The sequence below is a fragment of the Mesorhizobium sp. B2-7-2 genome (assembly GCF_006440775.1).
Lineage (GTDB): Bacteria > Pseudomonadota > Alphaproteobacteria > Rhizobiales > Rhizobiaceae > Mesorhizobium.
Genome location: NZ_VFTZ01000003.1, coordinates 23251 through 44198 on the forward strand (window position 1 = coordinate 23251; position 20948 = coordinate 44198).

The window sequence follows — 20948 nt, forward strand, 5'->3', positions numbered from 1 at the left end:
GACCTCAGAACAACGAACCCTGACTGCCCGGCTCCTTGGCCTTGGCGGACGACTTCGCGGCCAGTTTCGGCCGCGCGCCGCCGGAGGTTGCGATGGCTTCGGCATTGCCGTCGGCGAATTCCAGCTGCAGCGCCGCGCCCGGCGCCAGCTCCGCGACCCGCTTGATGACGGCGCCTTCGGCGTCCTTGACCAGCGCGAAGCCACGCGCCAGCACGGCTTTGTGCGACAATGTCGAAAGCAGCCGGTCCGCCTGGGTGAGAGCCGCGCGCAGCCGGTCGAGGCGCCGCGCCGTGGCCTGATCCTGCCTGCGCGACAGCGCGGCCAGCGTGTCGGCCTGTTGCTTCTGGCGCCGTACGATCGGCGCCGGCGACAGCCTTGCCGCCGTGCGTTTGAACCGCGCGCGCCTTTCGCGCACGATGGCGAAGAACGCGGCTCGCGCCCGGGCAATATCGCGACCGGTCAGCGTGCGCGCTTCATTGAGGCGCCGCGACAGGGTTGCCGGCGTCAGCCTTTGCCGCTCTAGCGTCGCCCGCTTGCGCTCGATATTCACCGTCAGCCCGCGGCCGAGGCGGCTGGTCGCATCGTCGAAACGGCGACGCGGCAGCGCCAGCAGCTGGTCGGGCGAGGGGAGCGCGCGCGCCGCGGCGCGCACCGCCTGGCGCTTGCGTTCCAGATGCCGCGAGGCGCAGGCGTTGAGGCGCGCGCCAAGGCTGGCCAGGGTAACCTCCAGATCCGCCCTGACCGGCACGGCGATCTCGGCCGCGCCCGTCGGTGTCGGCGCGCGCATGTCGGCAACAAAGTCGATCAGCGTCGTGTCGGTCTCATGGCCGACGGCCGAGATCACCGGGATGACGGACGCCGCAACGGCACGCGCCAGCCCTTCGTCGTTGAAGCCCCAGAGGTCCTCGAGGCTGCCGCCGCCGCGCGCCACGATCAACAGATCGGGTTGGCGGATGGGCCCGTCCCATGTCAACGCGTTGAAGCCGTTCACGGCCGCGGTCACCTCTCTGGCCGTCGTCTCCCCCTGGACCCTCACCGGCCAGACCAGCACATGGAGCGGAAACCGGTCCTTGATGCGGTGGATGATGTCGCGGATCACCGAGCCGGTCGGCGAGGTGACGACGCCGATGACTTTGGGCATGAAAGGCAGCCGCCGCTTGCGGCCTGCATCGAACAGGCCTTCGGCCTGCAGCCGGCGCTTGCGCTCTTCGAGCAGCGCCATCAGCGCGCCGGCGCCCGCCGGCTCCAGATTGTCGATGACGATCTGATAGTTGGATTTGCCGGGGTAGGTGGTCAGCTTGCCACTGGCGATCACCTCCATGCCTTCCTCGGGGCGGAACTTCAGCCGCGCCATGGTCGTCTTCCAGACCACCGCATCAATCCGCGCGCGGTCGTCCTTCAACGCGAAGTACGCGTGGCCGGACGAATGCGGGCCGCGATAGCCGGAAATCTCGCCACGCACCCGCACATTGCCGAAGGCGTCCTCGACAGTGCGCTTCAGCGCGCCGGAAATCTCGCTCACCGTATATTCGGTGGCGTTGCTGCGTGATTCGGTTGCTGTTTCACTCATTGCGCGATTGGGGAACGCTTATCGGCCCGCGTCAAGCGCGGAGAAACCGCGCTAATATTATAACGCGATGTTAAGCCCGATTTGCTTTGACAGGCCCGAAGAGCCGGCCGGGGACCTGATGAGCGTACGCCAAAACAGCAGCCCGTTGACCCGTCAGGTCACGCTGACCGTGCTGACGCTCGCCACTTTCGCTTTAGCCATCGTCGTGGGCTTCGGCTTCTACGCGGCCAGCCAGGCCGATGATGCCTCGCTCGTACGACAAAAGATGTTCATCGCCGATGGTTTGAAGGACCAGATTGCGTCTGTTCAGCGGGAGCAGGAAAGCGTTTCGGTCTGGGATGACGCGATCATCAATGTGAAGGCAGGCAACCAGACCTGGATCGAAGAGAATCTCAGTGTCTGGATGTTCACCTACTACGGTCACAACCGGGTCTATATTCTCGACGCCGCCAATCATGCGATCCACGCTATGCGCGAGGGCAAGGTGGTCGACGCTTCCGCCTATGGCGAGGACCAGCCCGCGCTTCTTCCCATCATCGAAAAACTGCGTCGCATGCTGGCTGGGCCGCCGCAGACCGATGCGTACGGCCAGCCTGCGAAGATGGTGGCCGAGGATTTGGTGTCGCTCGACGGCAAGCCGGCGATCCTGAGTGTGATGCCGCTGGTGCCGAGCTCGGACAGGATCACTCAGGCGCGCGGCACCGAGTGCCTGCATGTGTCGGTCGAATTCATCAATGACGCGGTGATCGGCAAGATCGCCGGAAAGTACCTGCTCGATGGCGCGCGGCTGGTGCCTTTGTCACAGCCGGCTGGCGCAGCCGCCGTGCCGCTGGTCGATTCGCGCGGCGTCATCCTCGGCTATATCGGCTGGGACCAGCTGCGGCCCGGCCTTGCCTTGGTGCGCGAGATCGCTCCTGCCTTGGCGATCGCGCTGCTGTTGGCGGGCGGCGTGCTGGTATTCCTGTTGCGCAGGTTGCGTCGCGCCTCGGCCGCGCTGCAGACCAGCCAGGACCAGGCGCAGTATCTCGCCTTCCACGACACGCTCACCGGCCTCCCCAATCGGGCGCTGTTCGAGGACCGCTTGCGGCGCACGCTGCTGTTCGCCAGCAGGGACAAGACGCGCATCGCGCTGCTTTACCTCGACCTCGACCGCTTCAAGCATATCAACGACACGCTCGGCCATCCGGCTGGTGACGAGCTCGTGCGCCAGACCGCGGCGCGGCTCAAGCATGCGATCCGCGAAGTCGATACCGTCGCGCGGCTCGGCGGTGACGAGTTCGCCGTCATCCTGCTTGACGTTCCCGACGTCGGAAGTGCCGAGGACATCGCCGAAAGGCTGCTCTTGAAGCTGCGTGAGCCGTTCCGGCTGATCGACGACCAGGTCTTCGTCAGCGCGAGCGTCGGCATCGCGCTGTCGTCCGGATCGGACACCGATGCGGACGAGCTGTTGCGCAAGGCCGACATCGCGCTTTACGAGGCCAAGAAGAACGGTCGTGGCCGCTACGAGCTGTTTGCCGGCGACATGGACGATCTCTTGTTGCGCAAGCGCAAAGTCGAATCGGAACTCCGCAAGGCGCTTGAGGGCGAAGGTGGCATCAAGCTCGCCTATCAGCCGGTTTTCGCGGCCGACGGCCGCGGGATACTGGGGGCTGAAGCGCTGATCCGCTGGAGCCATGAAGTGCACGGCGCTTTGCCGGCGGCGCAATTCATCGCCATCGCGGAAGAGCGCGGCCTCATCGGCGATTTGGGCAAATGGGCGCTGGGCGAAGCCTGCCGCTTTGCCGCCGGGACCGAATTGCCCTGGATCGCGGTCAACATCTCGCCGATGCAGTTGCGTGACATCGGCTTTGCCGGACAGGTCGCCGATATCCTGAGCGAAACCGGGCTCGATCCCTGTCGCCTGCAGCTTGAGACCACCGAAAGCGTGCTGCTCGAGCACAATGATACGATCGGCACGGTGATTGCCGCGCTGCGCCAATCCGGCATCTGCATCGTGCTCGACGATTTCGGCACCGGCTATTCCTCGCTGAGCTATCTGCGCCGCCAGGCGATCGACAAGTTGAAGATCGACCGCTCTTTCGTGCATCTGCTCGACGAGGACGAAAGCGCGCGCGCCATCGTCAAGACGCTGATCGAGCTGGCGCAGGCGCTCAAGGTCGAGGTGACCGCAGAAGGCGTCGAGACCGATGCGCAAAGGGCCTTGCTGGTCGGCATGGGCTGCCGCCAGTTGCAGGGCTATCTGCTGTCGCCGCCGCTGGAGCCCGGCCAATTGCTTGCGCTGCCGGGTGTTTCACTTGCCAACCGGGAACGTTCCGCCGCTCGCGCCTGATTCTACCAGCCAGGCATGATCTGGTTCGCCTTGACCCGCTTCATCTTGGCGAAGGCGAGGGCGGCGAAGTCGAAGCTTCCCGCCTCCTCGCTGAGCGGCACGGAAATGTTGTCGAGGCTTTCGGCGATGTGGCGGGCCAAAGCGTCGACGATCTCCGGCTGCGAGGTCTGGCCGCGCATGATGCCGATGCGGCAGTCCGGCAACTGGCCGAAGCCATCGGCCTCGCCGAGCACGCGCATGCCTGGCCGCAGCGCGCATTCCGGCAGCACCGAGACCGCCAGGCCGGAAAGCACGGCGGCGGTGATTACGGTGGCCGAGAAGCTTGAGAACAGCACGCGGTACTCGCGGTTCTGCCGGTCGAGCACGTCGACCGCCGCGCGCCGCCAGATGCAGTTCGGCCGGCCGAACGCCATCGGCAGGGTTTCCTGCTCATGTGTGGCATGGTTGGCGGACGTCACCCACAGAAGCGGCTCGCGCCGTACCACTTCCGACTGGCCGCGCGTGTCGTTATGCGTCACCAGCGCCAGGTCGAGATTGCCGCGCTTGATGTGCTCGACCAGCCCCGGCGTCGGCTCGCATACGACGGTCAGCTCGACGCGCGGATTGGAGCGCGAGAAACGCGCCATGATCTCGGGCAGGAAGCGATCGGCATAATCGTCCGGCGTGCCGATACGGATCGTGCCCTCGAGCCGCTGGTCGTCGAAGGCGGCCAAAGTCTCGCGGTTGAGATGGATCAGCCGCCGCGCGTAGGAAAGCAGCCTCTCGCCCTCCTCGGTCAGTTTGTTGGTGCGGCCGTCCTTTTCGAACAGCGGCTTGCCGATCCGCTCCTCCAGCCGCCGCATCTGCATCGACACTGCCGACTGTGTCCGGTGCACCTCCTCGGCCGCGCGGGTGAAGCTGCCAGTGTCGGCGATCGAGATGAAGGTTTGCAACTGATCGAGGTCGAGCGGCGCTTTCATCGGTCAAACCCATCATTGATGTTGATGCTACAGATTAAAAACATTCGTTGGATTAATCAATCTCGCGATGGCAAATTGGCATCGTTCACATGAAAGCAGTGCATGTCGCCCAGAAGTGGTTCCCAGTTCTGGGACGACGACATGCATCACGTCAATGAATGGAAACTGGAGCGGCGCTTCTCCCAAGGCGCCGCTTGCCTGGTTTCGTCCGCTCGACTCCTGAAGGAGAGACTGACATGACCACGATTGAACTCGCTTCCGAGACCCCGCGCATCACCACGCGTCCGGCCGTTGCGACGCGCGTGCTCAATGCTCTCGCCAACGCCTATGTCGCCTGGAAAAACCGCCGCGCCTTCTATCGCCTGGGCGAGATGTCGGACGCCGAACTTGCCGATATCGGCTTGACCCGCGCCGACCTCCATGTCGCCGTCGCCGTGCCCTTCGGCCGCGATCCGACGGTGAAGCTGCGCGCCATCGCCAGCGAGCGCGCCGACACGATCGAGGATCTTGCTCGTCAGGTAGCCTGAACGGCCGCATTGCCTGGTTTTCCGGTCGCGTTGAACCTTTTCACGGCCAAGCGCGACCAAGTTTCATGCAGGCTCCCACACTCCCTGCCGGTTCCCCGCCGGCCAGCCTGCACATTGCCCGGTTCCTCCTCCAGGACCGGGCATTTTTTTACCGCGCCTCTCTCTGGAAGGCGTCTCAGGGGATCAGGCGAACGCCAATTTTCTCGACGGTCTTGGCACTGACCGGCCAAGTTCATGCGCAGCTTCTATCCAAGCCGCGATGGCATCTTGAACATTCGCGATGGCCTCTTCGGGAGTTTCGCCATCGCTCATGCAACCGGGAAGATCCGGGACATAAGCGGAGAACCCGCCACCGTCCTCAATCGAGAGTGGTGCGATGACGACAGGATATTCAAGCTTGTCCGTCATGCTTTTTTGCCTCGTCGATAAACGACACGAGTTTTCGAATATATACGGGCTTGATCGGGCGTTTGAAAGGCACCGTCAAAATGTCAGCCATTGCCGTGTGGTAGATCTTGTAATGCGAACCGCCCGATCTCGGCGGCACGCATTGAATGCCGGCCTCGTCGCAAACTGCCTTAACATCTCGCATCGACCAGTCGCCGCGAGGATTGCGGCGCATTTGTTCGAGTCTCTTGCTCACGAAAGTCGTTCCGGGGCGTTCGATGCTCACCGCCGGTCCATGTCGCGCTTGAACTGATCGAAGATCGTCCCGACGCTCTTCTCATATTCGTCGCGCTGCTGGGCACCGGTCTCGAACATCTTGCCGAAGATATCGTCGAACGGGTTTCGTGGCCGGCCGCTCGGATTGTTTTGCGGCTGTTGCGGCGCGCTTGGCTGCGGTTGGCGCTGCTGCGGCTGCGGCGCCGGTTGTTCCCCAGGCATGCCGAAGCCGCCGCCGCCCTGGCGCAGCATCTCCTCGAAGATCTTGCCGAGCGGGTTATCGCCATAGGGACTTTGCGTCTGCTGCGGCTGCGGCTGCTGAGTCGTGCCGCCGCCGAACATATCCTGCAGCACCTTGCCGAGCGGGTTTTCGCCGTACGGACTGGGCGCCTGCTGGGGCTGGGTTTGCGGCTGCGGCGCGCCGCCGCCGAACATATCCTGCAGCACTTTGCCGAGCGGGTTCTCGCCATAGGGCGGCGGCTGCGGCGCCTGGCGTGTCTGCGGCGCTGGCGCGAGGCCGCCTTGGCGCATCATCTGCTCGATGATCTCGCCGAGCGGATTGCCGCTGCCGCCGAAGCCGGCAGCCTGCATCTGCCTCCCACTCAATTGATTGTTGGTCTGTTTGAACAGCCCGCCCATCATCATCGAGGCCATGGCCGGCAGCATCTGTTGCAGCACCTGCTGGCTCAATCCCGTCGCCTGCGCGGCTTGGGCTGCCACGGCGCGCGACAAATCCTTCGAGCCGAACAGATGGCCGAGAATGCCGTTGCCCTCATCGATGCCTTGCGGCGAAAAGGCCCTCGTGGCGTCCTCGAAATACTTGGCGTGCTGGCCGCTTGCCATCGCCGTCATGAACGCACCCATCCCGTAGGGATCGGCGGTGTTGCGCTGCAGCCCTTGCGAGAATGCCGGCAGCAGCGCCTGCACCGCGGCCTGCGTCTGCTGCATCGAAAGCCCATATTGCTGTGCCAGCGCCTGCATGCCGGCGCCGTTCTGGGCCTGGGCGAAAATGTCGAACAGGGAAGGCATTTGGGTTCTCCTCCGAGAATATCCTCATCGGAGAGCCTAGTTCGTTTCCATCACCGATTGAAGCGGCTTTTGGCGCCCAACCGCTCGGCGCATGCCGGACGGTTAATACGCATATTCCATGAACACCGGCTCGATCGAGCCGCCCCAACGCGTGTGGTAGGCCGACAGCATCTCCTCGGCGCTGGTGGTGCCGCGCGCGACCACTTCGTCGAGCGTGTTGAGGAACGACGTCTCGTCATAGCCGTCGCGATTCTTCTTGCCGCGATTCTTCAGGCCCGTGCGCGAGATGGCAAGCACGTCGCGGGCGACATCGCGCAAGGTGGCGTTGCGGAACGGCGCCGCGATGCCTTGCTCCGGCACGGCGTTGCGCATCGCCAGCGCTTCCTCGTAGGTCCAGCTCGCCGTCAACGTCTCGGCGGCGTCCAGCGCCTGCTCGTCGTAGAGCAACCCGACCCAGAAGGCGGGCAGGGCGCAGATGCGCCGCCACGGCCCGCCGTCGGCGCCGCGCATTTCGAGGAAACGCTTCAGGCGCACATCCGGGAATAGGGTCGAGAGATGATTTGCCCAGTCGCCCATGGTCGGCAGGCCGTCAGGGAGTTCATTGCGGGCGGCGCCCGCCATGAACTGTCGGAACGTATAGCGCGTCATATCGTGATAGTGGCCGTCGCGTATAACGAAATACATCGGCACGTCGAGCGCCCATTCGACATAGTCGGCGAAGCCGAAATCCGGCGAGAAGCAGAATTCGAGCATGCCGGAGCGCTGGTTGTCGGTGTCGCGCCAGATGTCGCCGCGCCAGCTCTGCAGCCCGTTCGGCTGGCTCTCGGTGAAGGGCGAGTTGGCAAACAGCGCCGTCGACAGCGGCTGCAGCTTCAGCGACACCTGCATCTTGCGACGCATGTCGGCTTCGCTCTCGAAGTCGAGATTCACCTGGATCGTGCAGGTGCGATACATCATGTCAAGGCCCTTGGTGCCGACCTTCGGCATGTAGCGCGTCATGATCTCGTAGCGCGACTTCGGCATTTTCGGCGTGTCGGCCAGCGACCATTTCGGGCTGCCGCCGAGGCCGAGGAAGCGGATGCCGAGCGGCTCGGCGATCTCGCGCACCTGCGCCAGATGAGCGTTGCCCTCGCGACAGGTCTGATGGATCGATTCCAACGGCGCGCCGGAAAGCTCGAACTGGCCGCCGGGCTCCAGCGAGATCGCACCCTGGCCGGTCGGCTCGACCAGGCCGATGATGCGGCCCGCATCCATGATCGGATCCCAGCCGAGTTTTTCCCGCATTCCCTCGAGGATGGCGCGGATGCCGCGCTCGCCGCCATAGGGCACCGGCGCGTTGCCGTCGACATAGAAGGGGAACTTCTCATGCTCGGTGCCGATGCGCCATTTGTCGCGCGGCTTGTTGCCGTCGGCCAGATAGCCGACAAGTTCGTCGACGCCTTCGATGAGCTGGGTATCGGTCGTGTCGCGCGCCATTTAGAAAGCCCTCCGCAGCCATCAGCTGGCCGCCGGGCGCTAGATGGACGAAATGTCAGTAGCCGATCAAGCGAAAAATCCTGAGCCACGGCTCAACTGGATTTGATCTGCATGGCTCGCCTTCCCTTTCCCCTCGGGGACATTCCGAACCCCCTCGCGCAAAACGCGCAAAACTGTTCGCGATGTCCTCGCACACCTGTTCGCGATATCCCCGTTCCAAACAAAGGGAGAAGGCAAGGTCCTACCAATCGCCGATCGTCGCCTGGATCACCGCCAATGCCGCCACCGCCGCGGTGTCGGCGCGCAGGATGCGCGGCCCGAGCGGGATGGCGGTGACGAATGACAAGGCCCTCAGCATCTTGCGCTCGTCCTCGGAAAATCCGCCTTCCGGACCGACCAGAAGCGCAAGTTTCTTCTCGTTTGCCGCTTGCAAGGCCGGCAGCGGATTGTTGGTCGAGGCATCCTCGTCGCAAAAGATCAGCCGTCGCTCCCGATCCCAACTGGCGAGCAGCCGTTCCAGCTTCTCCGCCTCGCGCACCTCAGGCACCGCCAGGATGCCGCATTGCTCGGCCGCCTCGACGACATTGGCGCGCAGCCGTTCGATGCCGGGCTTCGTCACCTGCGTGTGCTGGGTGATGACAGGCTGCAGTATGCCTGCTCCCATCTCGACCGCTTTCTGCACAAGGTAATCGAGCCGGCCCTGCTTCAGCGGCGCGAAGCAATAGACGAGATCGGGCAGCGGCGGCTGCGGCCGCTGCAGGTCCAGCACCTTCAGCCGGACCGCCTTCTTGGACTTCGCAGCGACCGACGCCGACCATTCGCCGTCGCGGCCGTTGAAAAGCAGCACCTCGGCGCCTTCGCCGAGCCGCAGCACATGGGCGAGATAATGGCTCTGCTGCTGTCCGGCGTCGAATTCGAGGCCGGGTCCGAGATCGTCAGGCACGAACAGCCGCTGCATTTTGTAGTTGGCGCGCATGGCCCAAGCAGGTTCCGCAAAAGTGTCTCGCGGTTTTGCGATCAGAACCTGCGAAAAACAAGGGAATCTAAGCAGATATTCGTGGGACATCCCACGATATCTGCTTAGGAACGAGCGAGGCCGGCTGCGGCATCAAATATCGGCGGTCGGATGCCAGACAGGCGCAAAGCCTTGCCGCAATACCGCAATGGTGGTCGCCGGCGTCAGCAGGCGCAGCGACCCGCCGGTGAGGCGATCGAAGGCGATGGGACTCGAATGACCCGCGAACGACCATTTGCGTGCCTTGCCGCCGCGCAGCGCATAGGCAGCGTCGCCCTGCGCTACCACCGTTCCATCCGGCAAGCCTCCGAGCTCCGGCGCGGTCACGGAAGGCGGCCGTCCGCCGGAAGCCAGCCGCTCCTTGTGCAGCCGTTTGTCGACCATCGGCGCGCGCGGTTCGTCGATCCCGAACGCCTTGCCGAAACGGCTGACGAAGTCGGTCGCCCGTTCACGCCGGCAGAAGAAGCAGGGCCGGTGGCCGGCGGCCAGCGCCGTCACCTCGTCGAGGAAGAACAGCTCCGTCCAACCTGCCTTTCCGCCAGGCCGGTTGCGACCCATCGGCTCGCGCCCCACATTGCCGAATTCGCAGGCACAGATGATCCAGGCCGGCAAGGCCCAGCGCTTCCTCAGCAGCGTCTTCGTCTCGGGGTCATGGATGATGCCGCGATTGCCGGTGAACAGGCCGCGTTCCGGCACGGCATGGATGGCGCCGAAGGGATCGACCCGGTTCTGCAGTGGCATAGCTTTCTCTCCGGCACGCATCTTGGCTGAAACACGGGCCGCATGATATCGCTCGCCCCAGCGTTTTCATGTCAGCAGGTTTTCGATGCGGGTTTTGGTCGTCCAGAATTTCGACAATGAGGGCCTTGGCCAGATCGGCGCTGCCCTTGTGGAAGCCGGCGCCGATATCGACCTGCGCAAGCCCTATCGCGGCGATACTCTGCCCGGCGACAGCACCGAGCACGATGCCATCGTGGTGCTTGGCGGCGCCCAGAACGCGCTCGATGACGAGATCTGCCCCTACTTCCCCGCATTGCTCGACCTGACCCGCGATTTCGCCGACAAGGACCGTTCGGTTCTCGGCATCTGTCTAGGCAGTCAGCTTCTGGCGCGGGCTTTCGGCGGCACCAACCAGATCGGCGGCGCCACCGAGTTCGGCTGGCATAAGGTGTCGCTGACGCCGGCCGCCAAATCGGATCCGGTCCTGGCGGCGATGCCCGAGAAATTCCCGATCTTCGAATGGCATGACGACACGTTCGGCCTGCCGGAAAACGCCGTGCGGCTCGCCTGCAGCGCGGTCGCCGAAAACCAGGCCTTCCGCCTCGGCCGCGCCGTCTACGGCTTCCAGTTCCACTTCGAGGCGGATACGCCGATGGTGCGCGACTGGAGCACCTCCTTCGCATCGCTGATCGGGGAACGCCATCCCGATTGGGCCGGCAAGCTTGATGACGAGATGGCCCGCAACGGGCCCGATGCCGACGCCGCGGGGCTCGCCATTGCCCGCGCCTGGGTGGCGACGATCTAAACGATCGAAATTGGCTGGAGTCATGCCAAAGCCGCAAATGACGTAACGCCGCACAATGGATCACGGGCCCTGTCGTAACAGGGGTGCCCTCCAGACTTGGCCGGTGTGAAAAAGTCCGGCGTAGTCGTCATATGACGACTGCGGAGTCTGTGATCCTGCCTTTCATTGGTTACCGGGTTCAAATCGAGCACGCGGAAGGCGTGCGCGAAGGCGCATGGAGGTATCCGGCTTGGGTGACAGGGCCGAGAGTCTTTTGATCGCCGCGGGCGGACCCTTGGGTAATTGCTTGGTGTCGCTCTTGAGGCAGGGGTTTTCATGCGGATTGTGGGGTTTGTCGTCGGATACGCGGTCGTTGCCGGTGGTGCTTGCGCGGCGGCCGCGCACGTCGCGAGCGATTTGCGGCAGTTGGTGAATTCGGCGGCGGGAGCGCCTGTGATCCATCTGGCCTCCTTCTGCGCGTCCCCCGGTCGCTGCGAATCCGGCGGCGGCAGTGGCGCTGAGCATCGTCCCGCGAGGACGAGCAGCGGCGGATCGAGCAGCAGCGGCACCTCCGGCGGGACGAGCGGCGGCACTTCCGGCGGGACGAGCAGCGGCACTTCCAGCGGGACGAGCGGCGTCACTTCCGGCGGGACGAGCGGCGGCACCTCGGGCGGGACGAGCGGGGGCACCTCCGGTGGGACGAGCGGAGGCACCTCGGGCGGGACGAGCGGCGGCACCTCGGGCGGCACCAGCGGCACCAGTGGCTGAGCCTTGCTGCACGATGCGAAAACGTTGCGATTGAGCGCCCTGGATGCGCCTCCGCGATCGGCAACCGGGGCGTGGAGCGGCATCGCCGGTCTTGCGGCCATGATCGCGACGGTCATCGCACTGCGTTCGTGGCAGCAGCCGGACTACATCAGGACGCTCGCCGTTCTTGCCGTCGTCGCGCTCGCCATGGTGGTGGTCGACCTGCAGGTCTATCGGGTCCAGCACAACGCCTCGTCGGGCCTGTCCGCCGCGCCGCAGCGACCGTCCGATATAAGGCGAATCCTCTACAAGCTGGCCGGGCTGTGGCTCACCGTCGGCGTTGTCGCCGCGATCTACTGGCTGCTGCCGGTCTATTCCGATAGCTTTTACGATCCTTTCAAACAGGCGGCGCTCTACGGCCTGCCTGCGCTGGTGCTGCTTTCACCCGTCTACATCGCCTTTGTCGACCGCCTGCAGCGCCAGCCTGAGGACGCTTATGCCCAGCTGGGTCGCCTTGTCGCGGGCAACCGGCCAAGGGACTGGTCGATGCTAGCTGCGCACGGTCGAGGCTGGATCATCAAGGGCTTCTTCCTGCCGCTGATGTTCATCTACACCAACAATGACCTCGCCGCGCTCTGGGCACGCTCACCACTGGTGTCGATCGACAATTTCGAGCACTTCTTCTCCTTCGGCATCGACTTTCTTTATCTTGTCGACGTTCTCTTCGCGACCGTCGCCTACACGCTCACCCTGCGCCTGACCGACAGCCATCTTCGCTCGGCCGAGCCAACCGTCAGCGGATGGGTGGTCTGCCTGTTCTGCTATCCGCCGTTCTGGAGCTCGGTCGGGGCCAAATATCTCGCCTTTGATCAGGACGACGCCTATTGGGGCCATTTCCTCGGATCTTACCCGCTGATCTACGGCCTCTGGGGCAGCATCATCCTAGCGCTGGTCCTGGTCTATACCTGGGCGACCGTCTCCTTCGGTCTGCGGTTCTCCAACCTTACCAATCGCGGCATCATCACCAACGGACCGTACCGCTGGGTCAAGCATCCCGCCTATCTCTGTAAGAACATCAGCTGGTGGATGATCTCGATGCCGTTCCTCAGCACCCAGGGCTGGACCGTAGCCGTGCAGTCGTGCCTGCTGCTTGCCAGCGTAAACGCCCTCTACTGGCTACGCGCCGTCACGGAAGGGCGGCATCTAGCGGCCGACCCAGCTTATCGAGAATACCAGGATTTCATCACCCGCCGCGGTCTGTGGGCAAGGATTCGGCGAGGCTTGCCCTGGGTTGAAAGGGTAGCCTGACCCGAAGCGTGGCATAATTGGCACGCGGCACCGGTTCCGCCTGGGGAAAACCTGCTTCATGCTTGGCTTGTGCTCGCCTGCCATCTTAGAAGGCGCCCGCCCTGTATCGTCCGTGCAACCGCGATGAACCTTCTGTGTGATCCAAGCGACACACCGGCGATACAGAATCTGCCTAGAAGCGCGAAATCGTCGAAACATTGAGACGCATTTTATCGTTTCAACGCATTGGTAACCGCCTCGTGCACAGATGCAGAAAGCTCAACCAGAGATGACGTCCGTGAAAGCAGCGCTTTTGTCCTTTGTCATGCTGTCTGCCATCGTGCTCTGCGGCCTCGGCATTTATGCCGCCGATGCAGCGACAAACCACCGGGCCGTCGACGGCTACGGCGTCACCGCCTCGCTCAACTAGACCTGACCTCTCGGTTGAGGGGTGGATCTCCGCGTCGGGATCTGGCTTTGAGCAATTCCAGGAAAGTGTGAAACGGTTCCGTCCTGAATTGCGTCAAGACAAAGCGCGGTTCTGCGTTCGTGAAACGATGAACCGGTGCAGGCCGCTCACTGGACCAGCGGCCGCATCGTTTTCAGCATGGCGACGAGTTGGCTCTGCCGATGAGTGCCGGTTTTCTGGAAGACACGCTCGAGATAGGTGCGGGCCGATTTGACGGTGACGCCGTTGCGGCTTGCCGATTGCGCCAGCGTGAGGCCGGCGGCGAGATCGATGGCGAGCCGCGCCTCCGCCGGGGTCAGATCGAACAAGGCGTTGAGCAGGCTCGCCGACGGCACGAGCGCGCTTGGCTTGACCGGTGTCGCGACCACGAGGATGTCGGCATTGCCGAAGATGTCGTGCGCGGCGCGCCGCAGCGGCAAAAGATGTACGACGAACGGCGCCTGGCCACTGATCCCCGGCACGGGGATGGATCCGATCGCACTGCCGCGCCGGCTCATGTCGGCCACGGCCTCCTGAAACAGCCGATTGGCATCGCGGTCGGCGATCGCCAGTCCGCCATGGGCCACCGGCAGGAACGCCGCGTCCAGCCGATCGAGATGCAGGTTCGTTGCCATCACCCGTCCATTTGACGAAAGCACGGCGGCCGGCAAGCCAAGCAGATTGAGCGCTGAAGCGGTCGCTTCGGCGCGCTCGACTCTCAACCGCCCGGCGACCAAGCTGGCTCGGGCAAGATGAGGTCGCAGCCCGTCGAGCCTGTCGACCTCGCCATGCTTATAGCCGCCGTCCTTGGTCCATTTCTGGAACACGAATGTCGCGAGCTCGCCGGTCGGCATGGGGATAGCCGCGCACAGATGAGCGCCGATGCCGAATTGCCTCAGCATGATGCGGGCCGGATCGCGCTCGATCTCCTCGGCGCTCATGAAGTCGTCGACGCGCACGAAGCTTGCCGGCTGCAAGCTGCACATCTTCTGGACGCTGTCGCAGAACTTCCAGAAATCACCCTTGACGAATTCGTCGAACAGCGGCCGCAGATTGTCGAGCGTCGTTCCGCGCGGCGGGCTGTCGTCGCTGAAGAAGAAGACCTGCGCGCTGGCCGAATTCGACTGCTCGCTCGCCTGCTGGAGCACCTGGTTCCACCGCTCCGGAACGAAGGCAGCCTCGTAGATGAGTTCAATCAGGTCGATCATGACTGCCGTGCAAAATCAATGCGAGCGTGACGGCTCAGGAAACGCGGAAAGAGCGGCTCAGTATCCGCCGCTGGTGTCTTGATCTCAAGCCGGCGCGTCCAATCTGTACGGGCGAGACCGATCTCGGCAATATGAAATTCATTGCCCGTATGGGCCAGTGGCGGCTTTCATTTGCCTGGCAATCCGTCGCAGCGCCTACAACGCTTTCCCCTGCATGGCGAGAATGCGTTTGTCGCCGCCATTGACGGCCAGCGCGCTTAGCGTTCCGGATTTCCAGGCGAGCGTGTCGACATTGACGCGGTTGGCCTTCACCTCGGCTTCCAGGACGGGCGTGTGCCCGTGCACGATCACCTTGGAAAAAAGCCCTGGATGGTCATGGAAGGCGTCACGGATCCAGATCAGGTCCTGCTGGTTCTGACGGTCGAGCGGCACACCCGGTCTTATCCCGGCATGGCAGAAGAAGAAGTCGCCGAAGGTCGCCGAAAACGTCAGCGATTGCAGGAAATCGACATGGCTGCGCGGCACCGCTTTCACCAGGGCCATATGTCCCCGGGCGATCGCTTGTCCCTTGCCGTACCAGTGGCCGTCGCGAAGAAGATCGACGCCATAGGACTGCGCCGTCTGCACGCCGCCGTAATTCATGAACAGGCCGTCCGGCTCTGCCTCGGCTAGGAATTCGAGCATGCCGATGTCGTGGTTGCCGGCGAGCATGATGTTGCGCGGATCGCGCTTGCGCGTCTCGATCAGTAAATCGATGACGCTTCTGGAATCCGGTCCGCGGTCGACATAGTCGCCGAGGTGGATGATGCGCCAGTCCGACCCGGGCGCATATTCCAGTTCGCTCTCGATGCGGCGATGCATGGCGGCGAGCAGGTCGTGGCGTCCGTGCACGTCGCCGATCGCATAGAGCCGCATGCCGTCCGGCCCGCGCGCGTCGAGATAATGGATGCCGGTCTCAGTCAAGGCGTACGTCTTTCCCGTGAGGTTCACCACGGGAAACTAGGGCGGATCGGTGAATAAGGCCTAGCGCCGCAACTGGTCCTTGCCCATGTCGGTTACCAAACGCTTACCGCACAGCGCCAGCGTGATGTCCATTTCCTTGCGGATGATTTCGAGCGCCTTGGTGACGCCGTCCTTGCCCATCGCACCGAGGCCGTAGAGGAAGGGTCGGCCGATATAGGTGCCCTTGGCGCCGAGGCAGAGCGCCTTGAGCACGTCCTGGCCGGAGCGGATGCCGCCATCCATATGGACTTCGATCCTGTCGCCGACCGCATCGGCGATTTCTTCCAGCACCGAGATCGAGGACGGCGCGCCGTCGAGCTGCCGCCCGCCGTGATTGGAGACCACGATCGCATCGGCGCCGGTCTCAGCCGCCATCAGCGCGTCCTCCTTGTCGAGGATGCCTTTCAGGATGAGCTTGCCGCCCCAACGCTCTTTGATCCAGGCGACATCCTTCCACGACAGATGCGGATCGAACTGCTCGTTCGTCCAGGACGACAGCGAAGAGACGTCGCCGACGCCCTTGGCGTGGCCGACGATGTTGCGGAAGGTGCGGCGCTTGGTGCGGGCGATCCCCAGGCACCAGCGCGGCTTCAGCGCGAGGTCGATGATGTTGGCGAGCGTCATCTTGGGTGGCGCCGAGAGACCGTTGCGCACATCCTTGTGGCGCTGTCCCAGGACCTGCAGATCGAGCGTCAGCACCAGCGCCGAGCATTTCGCCGCCTTGGCCCTGTCGATCAGATTGAGCACGAAGTCCTTGTCGCGCAGCACATAGAGCTGGAACCAGAACGGCTTTTTGGTCACCGAGGCGACGTCTTCGATCGAGCAGATGCTCATGGTGGACAGCGTGAACGGCACCCCGAACGCTTCCGCCGCCTGCGCCGCCAGCATCTCGCCGTCGGCATGCTGCATGCCGGTCAGCCCGGTCGGCGCGAGCGCCACCGGCATCGCCACCTTTTCACCGACCATGGTCGATTCCAGCGAACGGTTGCTCATGTCGACCAGCACGCGCTGGCGGAACTTTATCTTGCCGAAATCCTCTTCGTTGGCCCGGTAGGTGCTTTCCGTCCAGGCGCCGGAATCGGCATAGTCGAAGAACATCCTCGGCACTTTGCGGCGTGCCAGGTCCTTGAGGTCGGCGATGGTGAGGATTTCGCTCATGGTTGTCTCCGCTGCTTAGGAGCGTTTTCGTGTGGGTTCGATGTCGCCGGCGTCCGAGCGCTGTCTGAGGCGCAGCCTGGATACGCGCTGCCAGTCGCCACTGCGCTCGGCTTCAGCCATCGAGCGCTCGACATAGGTGATGTGGTCCATCGCCGCCTTGCGCGCCGCGATTGGGTCTGCCGCCTTGATCGCGGCGTGGATCGCCCTGTGCTGCTCGAGCAGCGCCTCGCGCACGCCGGGCACGCCGAACACCAGGAGCCTGTTCTGGAACACGCCTTCCGACAGCAGCCGGTAGCAGGAACGCAGCGTGTGCAAAAGGATGATGTTGTGCGCGCATTCGCACACCGCATGATGGAACTCGACGTCGATTTCCGCCTCGTCGTCGAAATCGCCGGTCCGGTGCGCCTCGTCCATGCGCGCCATGATGCGGTCGAGCAGGGCGAGATCCTCCGGCGTGGCGCGCCGCGCCGCGTATTCGGCCGCGACAGCCTCGATCTCGCGCCGGTATTCCAGATAATCGGTCACCGCCTTGCGGTGCGTGGAGATGAGATCGGTCACCGGCTTGGTGAAAAGCTGGCCGATGACGTCGGCGACATGCGTGCCGCCGCCGGCCTTGGTCGTCAGCAGCCCGCGGCCTTCCAGCGCCTTCAGCGCGTCGCGCAGGATCGGCCGCGACACGTCGAACTGGCGCGCCAGCTCGCGCTCGCCGGGCAACCGGTCGCCGGTGCGCAGCACGCCTTCGAGGATCAGGCTCTCGATCTGCTGCACTACCTCGTCGGCGGTGCGCGAATGCTCGATCCTGGAGAAGATGTCGCTCAACGGAAGGGTGCCTGGGAAACGGGACGGATGCGGCGCAGATTAAAGCCTCTGTCGCCAACTGGTCAAATTATTTATCCAATTCGTCCAGCCCGTCGCATAGCCGGCCGCGTGCCAACCGGCCTGGATGCAGATATTTGCTGTTTACGCGTCCCGCCGATTGCCGCAAGACGGCAGGGTTCGCACGAAGGTCGAAACCAGGGGGACCAACCGTGTCCGACGAGATGTCCAGTCTCGAATTCCAGCCGCGCGCCCAAGGCAGCGTGATGGGCTTTCCGGCGCATGAAGGACGGCCCGGCGCGCTGGGCGAGGTCCATGCCCGCCCGCATCCGCTGATCGAGAAACCGCGCGTGCTGGTCCAGCTCTCCTTCATGACCGAGGGCGGCACCGCGGTCGATCATGCCGTGCTCTCGGAACTGTCGCGGCGGCTGGGCATCGCCGCGCCCGAGCGCAATGCCCGCCACCATGCGATGAAATGGGGCAAGGGCACGCTGCGCTGGGAGCGCCATACGGAATTCTCGACCTATCTCTGGGAAGGGCCGCTGGCCGAGAACGGCCGGGGGCAGGAGGATTCGCCCTTCGGCAATGGCTTCTCGCCGCCCGGCACCGTGATTTCCGGCATCCGCCTGGAAATCCGCAAATGGACGCAGGCGAGCGAAAAGCTGATCGCCGGCTTCGACCCGACCAGCCTGTGCTATTCGCTGGTCGAGCGGGGCGCTGCCGCCATCATCACCGATTTCCGCCAGGACGGCGACGGCCTGACCCGCATGCTGGTGCTCGATCGCGGCCTGACGCCGGCCAGCACCGGCGCCCTGTCGCAGCGGCTGATCGACATCGAGACCTATCGGACGTTGGCCATGCTCGGCCTGCCTATGGCATTGACGCTGTCAGGCCGCGCCCGTCGCATCGAGGACCGCCTGGCGCAGACCACGCTGGAGATGAAGGCGGTCGAGACCCGCGACAGCCAGACCTTGCTCGCCGACCTCACCGAACTCGCCGCCGAGCTCGAGGCCGACGCCGCGTCCAGCCTCTATCGTTTCGGCGCCAGCCGCGCCTATGACGGCATCGTCACCGCGAGGCTGGAAGCGCTGGATGAGGAGCCGGTGCAGGGCTACGACACCTGGGCGGGCTTCCTCTTGCGGCGCATGGCGCCTGCCATGCGCACCTGCCGCTCGGTCGAGGAGCGCCAGGCCAACCTGTCGCGAAAACTCACCCGTGCCACCACGCTGCTGCGCACCTGGGTCGATGTCGATGTGGAGAAGCAGAACCGCGACCTGCTGGCCTCGATGAACAACCGCGCCCGGCTGCAACTGCGCCTGCAGCAGACCGTCGAAGGCCTGTCGGTCGCCGCCGTGTCCTATTATGTCGTCGGCCTCATCGGCTATCTCGCCAAGGGCGCCTCGGTCTTCGGTCACGCTTTCGCGCCCGAAGTGGTCACCGCGGCCTCCGTGCCGGTCGCCATCCTGCTCGTCTGGTGGGGCGTGCGCCGGGTGCGGAAGATGCATTCCGAGCCGGCGAAGCATCCGGGCGAGTAGCGGACAACCATCTTCATGCGCGGGTCTGTCCGCAGCGGCAGATTGCCGCTGCGGAAGCTTGGCGTTACGCTTGCAGCCGCGTGTGACCAAAGCAGCATTTGCAACAAAAACGTCGGGCTGGTAAAAGATTTTGACCAGTCAAAAGCGGATGAGGCTGCCCGATGTCCGGCCTAGCCATGCCCAAGCCAGATGCCGAAACGATGCGCCGGCGCGCCGAGATCGTCGCCGACATGCGCATCATCGTGCCGGGCGAGGGCGTCGTCGACGCGGCCAATGAAATGCGCGCCTTCGAGAGCGACGGCCTGACCGCCTACCGGCAGCTGCCGCTGGTCGTGGTGCTGCCGCAAACGGTCGCCCAGGTCTCGCGCGTGCTGAAATACTGCAACGAACGCAACATCCGCGTCGTGCCGCGCGGCTCCGGCACCTCGCTGTCGGGCGGCGCGCTGCCGCTCGAGGATGCGGTGCTGCTGGTGATGAGCCGCTTCAACCGCATTCTTCAAATCGACTATCCCAATCGCGTAGTCGTCGCCCAACCGGGCGTCACCAATCTCGGCATCACCACCGCCGTCGAGCAGGAGGGCTTCTATTACGCCCCCGATCCATCCTCCCAGATCGCTTGCTCGATCGGCGGCAATGTCGCCGAGAATTCCGGCGGCGTGCACTGCCTGAAATACGGGCTCACCGCCAACAATGTGCTGGGCATCGAGATGGTGCTGATGAACGGCGAGGTGGTGCGGCTCGGCGGCAGCCATCTCGACCAGGAAGGCTACGATCTGCTCGGCGTGATGACCGGCTCGGAAGGGTTGCTCGGCGTCGTCACCGAGGTCACCGTGCGCATATTGAAGAAGCCGGAGACGGCGCGCGCTCTCTTGATCGGCTTTCCGACCAGCGAACAGGGCGGTCAATGCGTCGCAGACATCATCGGCGCCGGCATCATTCCGGGCGGCATGGAGATGATGGACCGCCCGGCGATCCACGCGGCCGAGGATTTCGTCCATGCCGGCTATCCGCTCGACGTCGAGGCGCTGCTCATCGTCGAGCTCGACGGGCCGAGTGTCGAGGTCGACCACCTGATCGGCCTCGTCGAGGCGATCGCCTACAGGAACGGCTCGACCACCTGCCGCATCTCGCAATCGGAGCAGGAGCGGCTGAGCTTCTGGGCCGGCCGCAAGGCGGCCTTCCCGGCGGTCGGCCGCATTTCGCCCGACTACTACTGTATGGACGGCACCATCCCGCGCAAGGAACTGCCGAGGGTGCTTGCCGGCATGCGCGACCTTTCGCAGAAATACGGGTTGGGTGTCGCCAATGTTTTCCACGCCGGCGACGGCAACCTGCACCCGTTGATCCTCTACGACGCCAACGTGCCGGGCGAGCTGGACAAGGCCGAGAGCTTCGGCGCCGACATTTTGCGCCTTTGCGTCCAGGTCGGCGGCGTGTTGACCGGCGAGCATGGCGTCGGCGTCGAGAAGCGCGACCTGATGCCGGAAATGTTCAACCAGATCGACCTCGACCAGCAGATGCTGGTGAAATGCGCCTTCGACCCCAACCACCTGCTCAACCCCGGCAAGGTGTTTCCGCAGCTGCGCCGCTGCGCGGAGCTGGGAAGAATGCATGTGCATCGCGGGCAGGTGGCGTTTCCGGACATTCCGAGGTTTTGATGGGGACTAAGTTCGCA

20 protein-coding genes are annotated in these 20948 nt (G+C 64.2%); 7 read left to right on the top strand and 13 right to left on the bottom strand.

From position 1 onward, the window contains the following. Positions 1–4: 4 nt before the first annotated feature. Complete coding sequence (gene xseA, locus FJ425_RS04980; protein ID WP_140722144.1) at positions 5–1570, bottom strand: exodeoxyribonuclease VII large subunit; 1566 nt, start codon at positions 1568–1570, stop codon at positions 5–7. A gap of 118 nt (positions 1571–1688) precedes the next feature. Here xseA and FJ425_RS04985 point away from each other — a divergent pair, with 118 nt between their 5' ends. After that, a complete protein-coding gene (locus tag FJ425_RS04985) occupies positions 1689–3899 on the top strand; it encodes an EAL domain-containing protein (protein WP_140722147.1) in 2211 nt (736 codons plus the stop codon). Between the two features lie 2 nt (positions 3900–3901). Here the strand turns inward: FJ425_RS04985 and FJ425_RS04990 are convergent, their stop codons facing one another. Next, a complete protein-coding gene (locus FJ425_RS04990) occupies positions 3902–4858 on the bottom strand; it encodes a LysR substrate-binding domain-containing protein (protein ID WP_140543448.1) in 957 nt (318 codons plus the stop codon). A 236-nt stretch (positions 4859–5094) separates the two neighbouring features. Between FJ425_RS04990 and FJ425_RS04995 the strand changes: the two genes are divergently transcribed. Beyond that, positions 5095–5385, top strand: coding sequence for a DUF1127 domain-containing protein (locus FJ425_RS04995; RefSeq protein WP_140543446.1), 291 nt, complete (start codon positions 5095–5097; stop codon positions 5383–5385). Between the two features lie 183 nt (positions 5386–5568). On the opposite strand, the gene FJ425_RS05000 is transcribed toward FJ425_RS04995, so the two are convergent. The 6 genes from FJ425_RS05000 to FJ425_RS05025 all read right to left on the bottom strand — a co-directional run bounded on the left by FJ425_RS05000 (position 5569) and on the right by FJ425_RS05025 (position 10309). Further along, entirely contained in the window at positions 5569–5793 is a 225-nt protein-coding gene (locus FJ425_RS05000; RefSeq protein WP_095819825.1) for a type II toxin-antitoxin system HicB family antitoxin, read from the bottom strand. After that, entirely contained in the window at positions 5777–6028 is a 252-nt protein-coding gene (locus FJ425_RS05005) for a hypothetical protein (RefSeq protein WP_095769959.1), read from the bottom strand. The genes FJ425_RS05000 and FJ425_RS05005 overlap by 17 nt, the downstream gene beginning before the upstream one ends. A gap of 26 nt (positions 6029–6054) precedes the next feature. Further along, entirely contained in the window at positions 6055–7077 is a 1023-nt protein-coding gene (locus FJ425_RS05010) for a DUF937 domain-containing protein (protein WP_140722150.1), read from the bottom strand. 102 nt (positions 7078–7179) lie between these two features. After that, a complete protein-coding gene (locus FJ425_RS05015) occupies positions 7180–8553 on the bottom strand; it encodes a glutamate--cysteine ligase (RefSeq protein WP_140722153.1) in 1374 nt (457 codons plus the stop codon). Positions 8554–8794: 241 nt separating this feature from the next. Continuing rightward, on the bottom strand, positions 8795–9529 hold the full coding sequence (locus tag FJ425_RS05020; protein ID WP_140635004.1) for a 16S rRNA (uracil(1498)-N(3))-methyltransferase: 735 nt from the start codon (positions 9527–9529) through the stop codon (positions 8795–8797). A 132-nt stretch (positions 9530–9661) separates the two neighbouring features. After that, complete coding sequence (locus tag FJ425_RS05025) at positions 9662–10309, bottom strand: hypothetical protein (RefSeq protein ID WP_140722155.1); 648 nt, start codon at positions 10307–10309, stop codon at positions 9662–9664. 85 nt (positions 10310–10394) lie between these two features. Here FJ425_RS05025 and FJ425_RS05030 point away from each other — a divergent pair, with 85 nt between their 5' ends. Continuing rightward, the gene (locus FJ425_RS05030; protein WP_140722158.1) at positions 10395–11093 is read left to right on the top strand and encodes a type 1 glutamine amidotransferase; all 699 of its coding nucleotides are present in this window, start codon (positions 10395–10397) and stop codon (positions 11091–11093) included. A 162-nt stretch (positions 11094–11255) separates the two neighbouring features. Here the strand turns inward: FJ425_RS05030 and FJ425_RS31475 are convergent, their stop codons facing one another. Next, a complete protein-coding gene (locus FJ425_RS31475) occupies positions 11256–11534 on the bottom strand; it encodes a hypothetical protein (RefSeq protein WP_181175803.1) in 279 nt (92 codons plus the stop codon). Between the two features lie 336 nt (positions 11535–11870). Here FJ425_RS31475 and FJ425_RS05040 point away from each other — a divergent pair, with 336 nt between their 5' ends. Together FJ425_RS05040 and FJ425_RS32305 are read left to right on the top strand one after the other, a co-directional pair. Beyond that, on the top strand, positions 11871–13127 hold the full coding sequence (locus FJ425_RS05040) for an isoprenylcysteine carboxylmethyltransferase family protein (protein WP_140722161.1): 1257 nt from the start codon (positions 11871–11873) through the stop codon (positions 13125–13127). Positions 13128–13404: 277 nt separating this feature from the next. Next, positions 13405–13536, top strand: a complete 132-nt coding sequence (locus FJ425_RS32305; RefSeq protein ID WP_263481599.1) for a hypothetical protein — start codon at positions 13405–13407, stop codon at positions 13534–13536. 146 nt (positions 13537–13682) lie between these two features. On the opposite strand, the gene FJ425_RS05050 is transcribed toward FJ425_RS32305, so the two are convergent. The 4 genes from FJ425_RS05050 to FJ425_RS05065 form a co-directional block, all read right to left on the bottom strand. After that, complete coding sequence (locus FJ425_RS05050; RefSeq protein ID WP_140722164.1) at positions 13683–14762, bottom strand: helix-turn-helix transcriptional regulator; 1080 nt, start codon at positions 14760–14762, stop codon at positions 13683–13685. Positions 14763–14957: 195 nt separating this feature from the next. After that, the gene (locus FJ425_RS05055; RefSeq protein ID WP_140722167.1) at positions 14958–15725 is read right to left on the bottom strand and encodes a metallophosphoesterase; all 768 of its coding nucleotides are present in this window, start codon (positions 15723–15725) and stop codon (positions 14958–14960) included. A gap of 60 nt (positions 15726–15785) precedes the next feature. After that, positions 15786–16922, bottom strand: a complete 1137-nt coding sequence (locus FJ425_RS05060) for an alpha-hydroxy acid oxidase (protein ID WP_140722170.1) — start codon at positions 16920–16922, stop codon at positions 15786–15788. A 15-nt stretch (positions 16923–16937) separates the two neighbouring features. Further along, positions 16938–17741 (bottom strand): FCD domain-containing protein, encoded by an 804-nt coding sequence (locus FJ425_RS05065; protein ID WP_140722173.1) that lies wholly within the window; start codon positions 17739–17741, stop codon positions 16938–16940. A 209-nt stretch (positions 17742–17950) separates the two neighbouring features. On the opposite strand from FJ425_RS05065, the gene FJ425_RS05070 reads away from it, so the two are divergent. Both FJ425_RS05070 and FJ425_RS05075 read left to right on the top strand, forming a co-directional pair. After that, a complete protein-coding gene (locus FJ425_RS05070; RefSeq protein ID WP_140722176.1) occupies positions 17951–19273 on the top strand; it encodes a DUF3422 family protein in 1323 nt (440 codons plus the stop codon). A 161-nt stretch (positions 19274–19434) separates the two neighbouring features. Further along, entirely contained in the window at positions 19435–20931 is a 1497-nt protein-coding gene (locus FJ425_RS05075) for an FAD-linked oxidase C-terminal domain-containing protein (RefSeq protein WP_140722179.1), read from the top strand. The last annotated feature ends 17 nt before the right edge of the window (positions 20932–20948 follow it).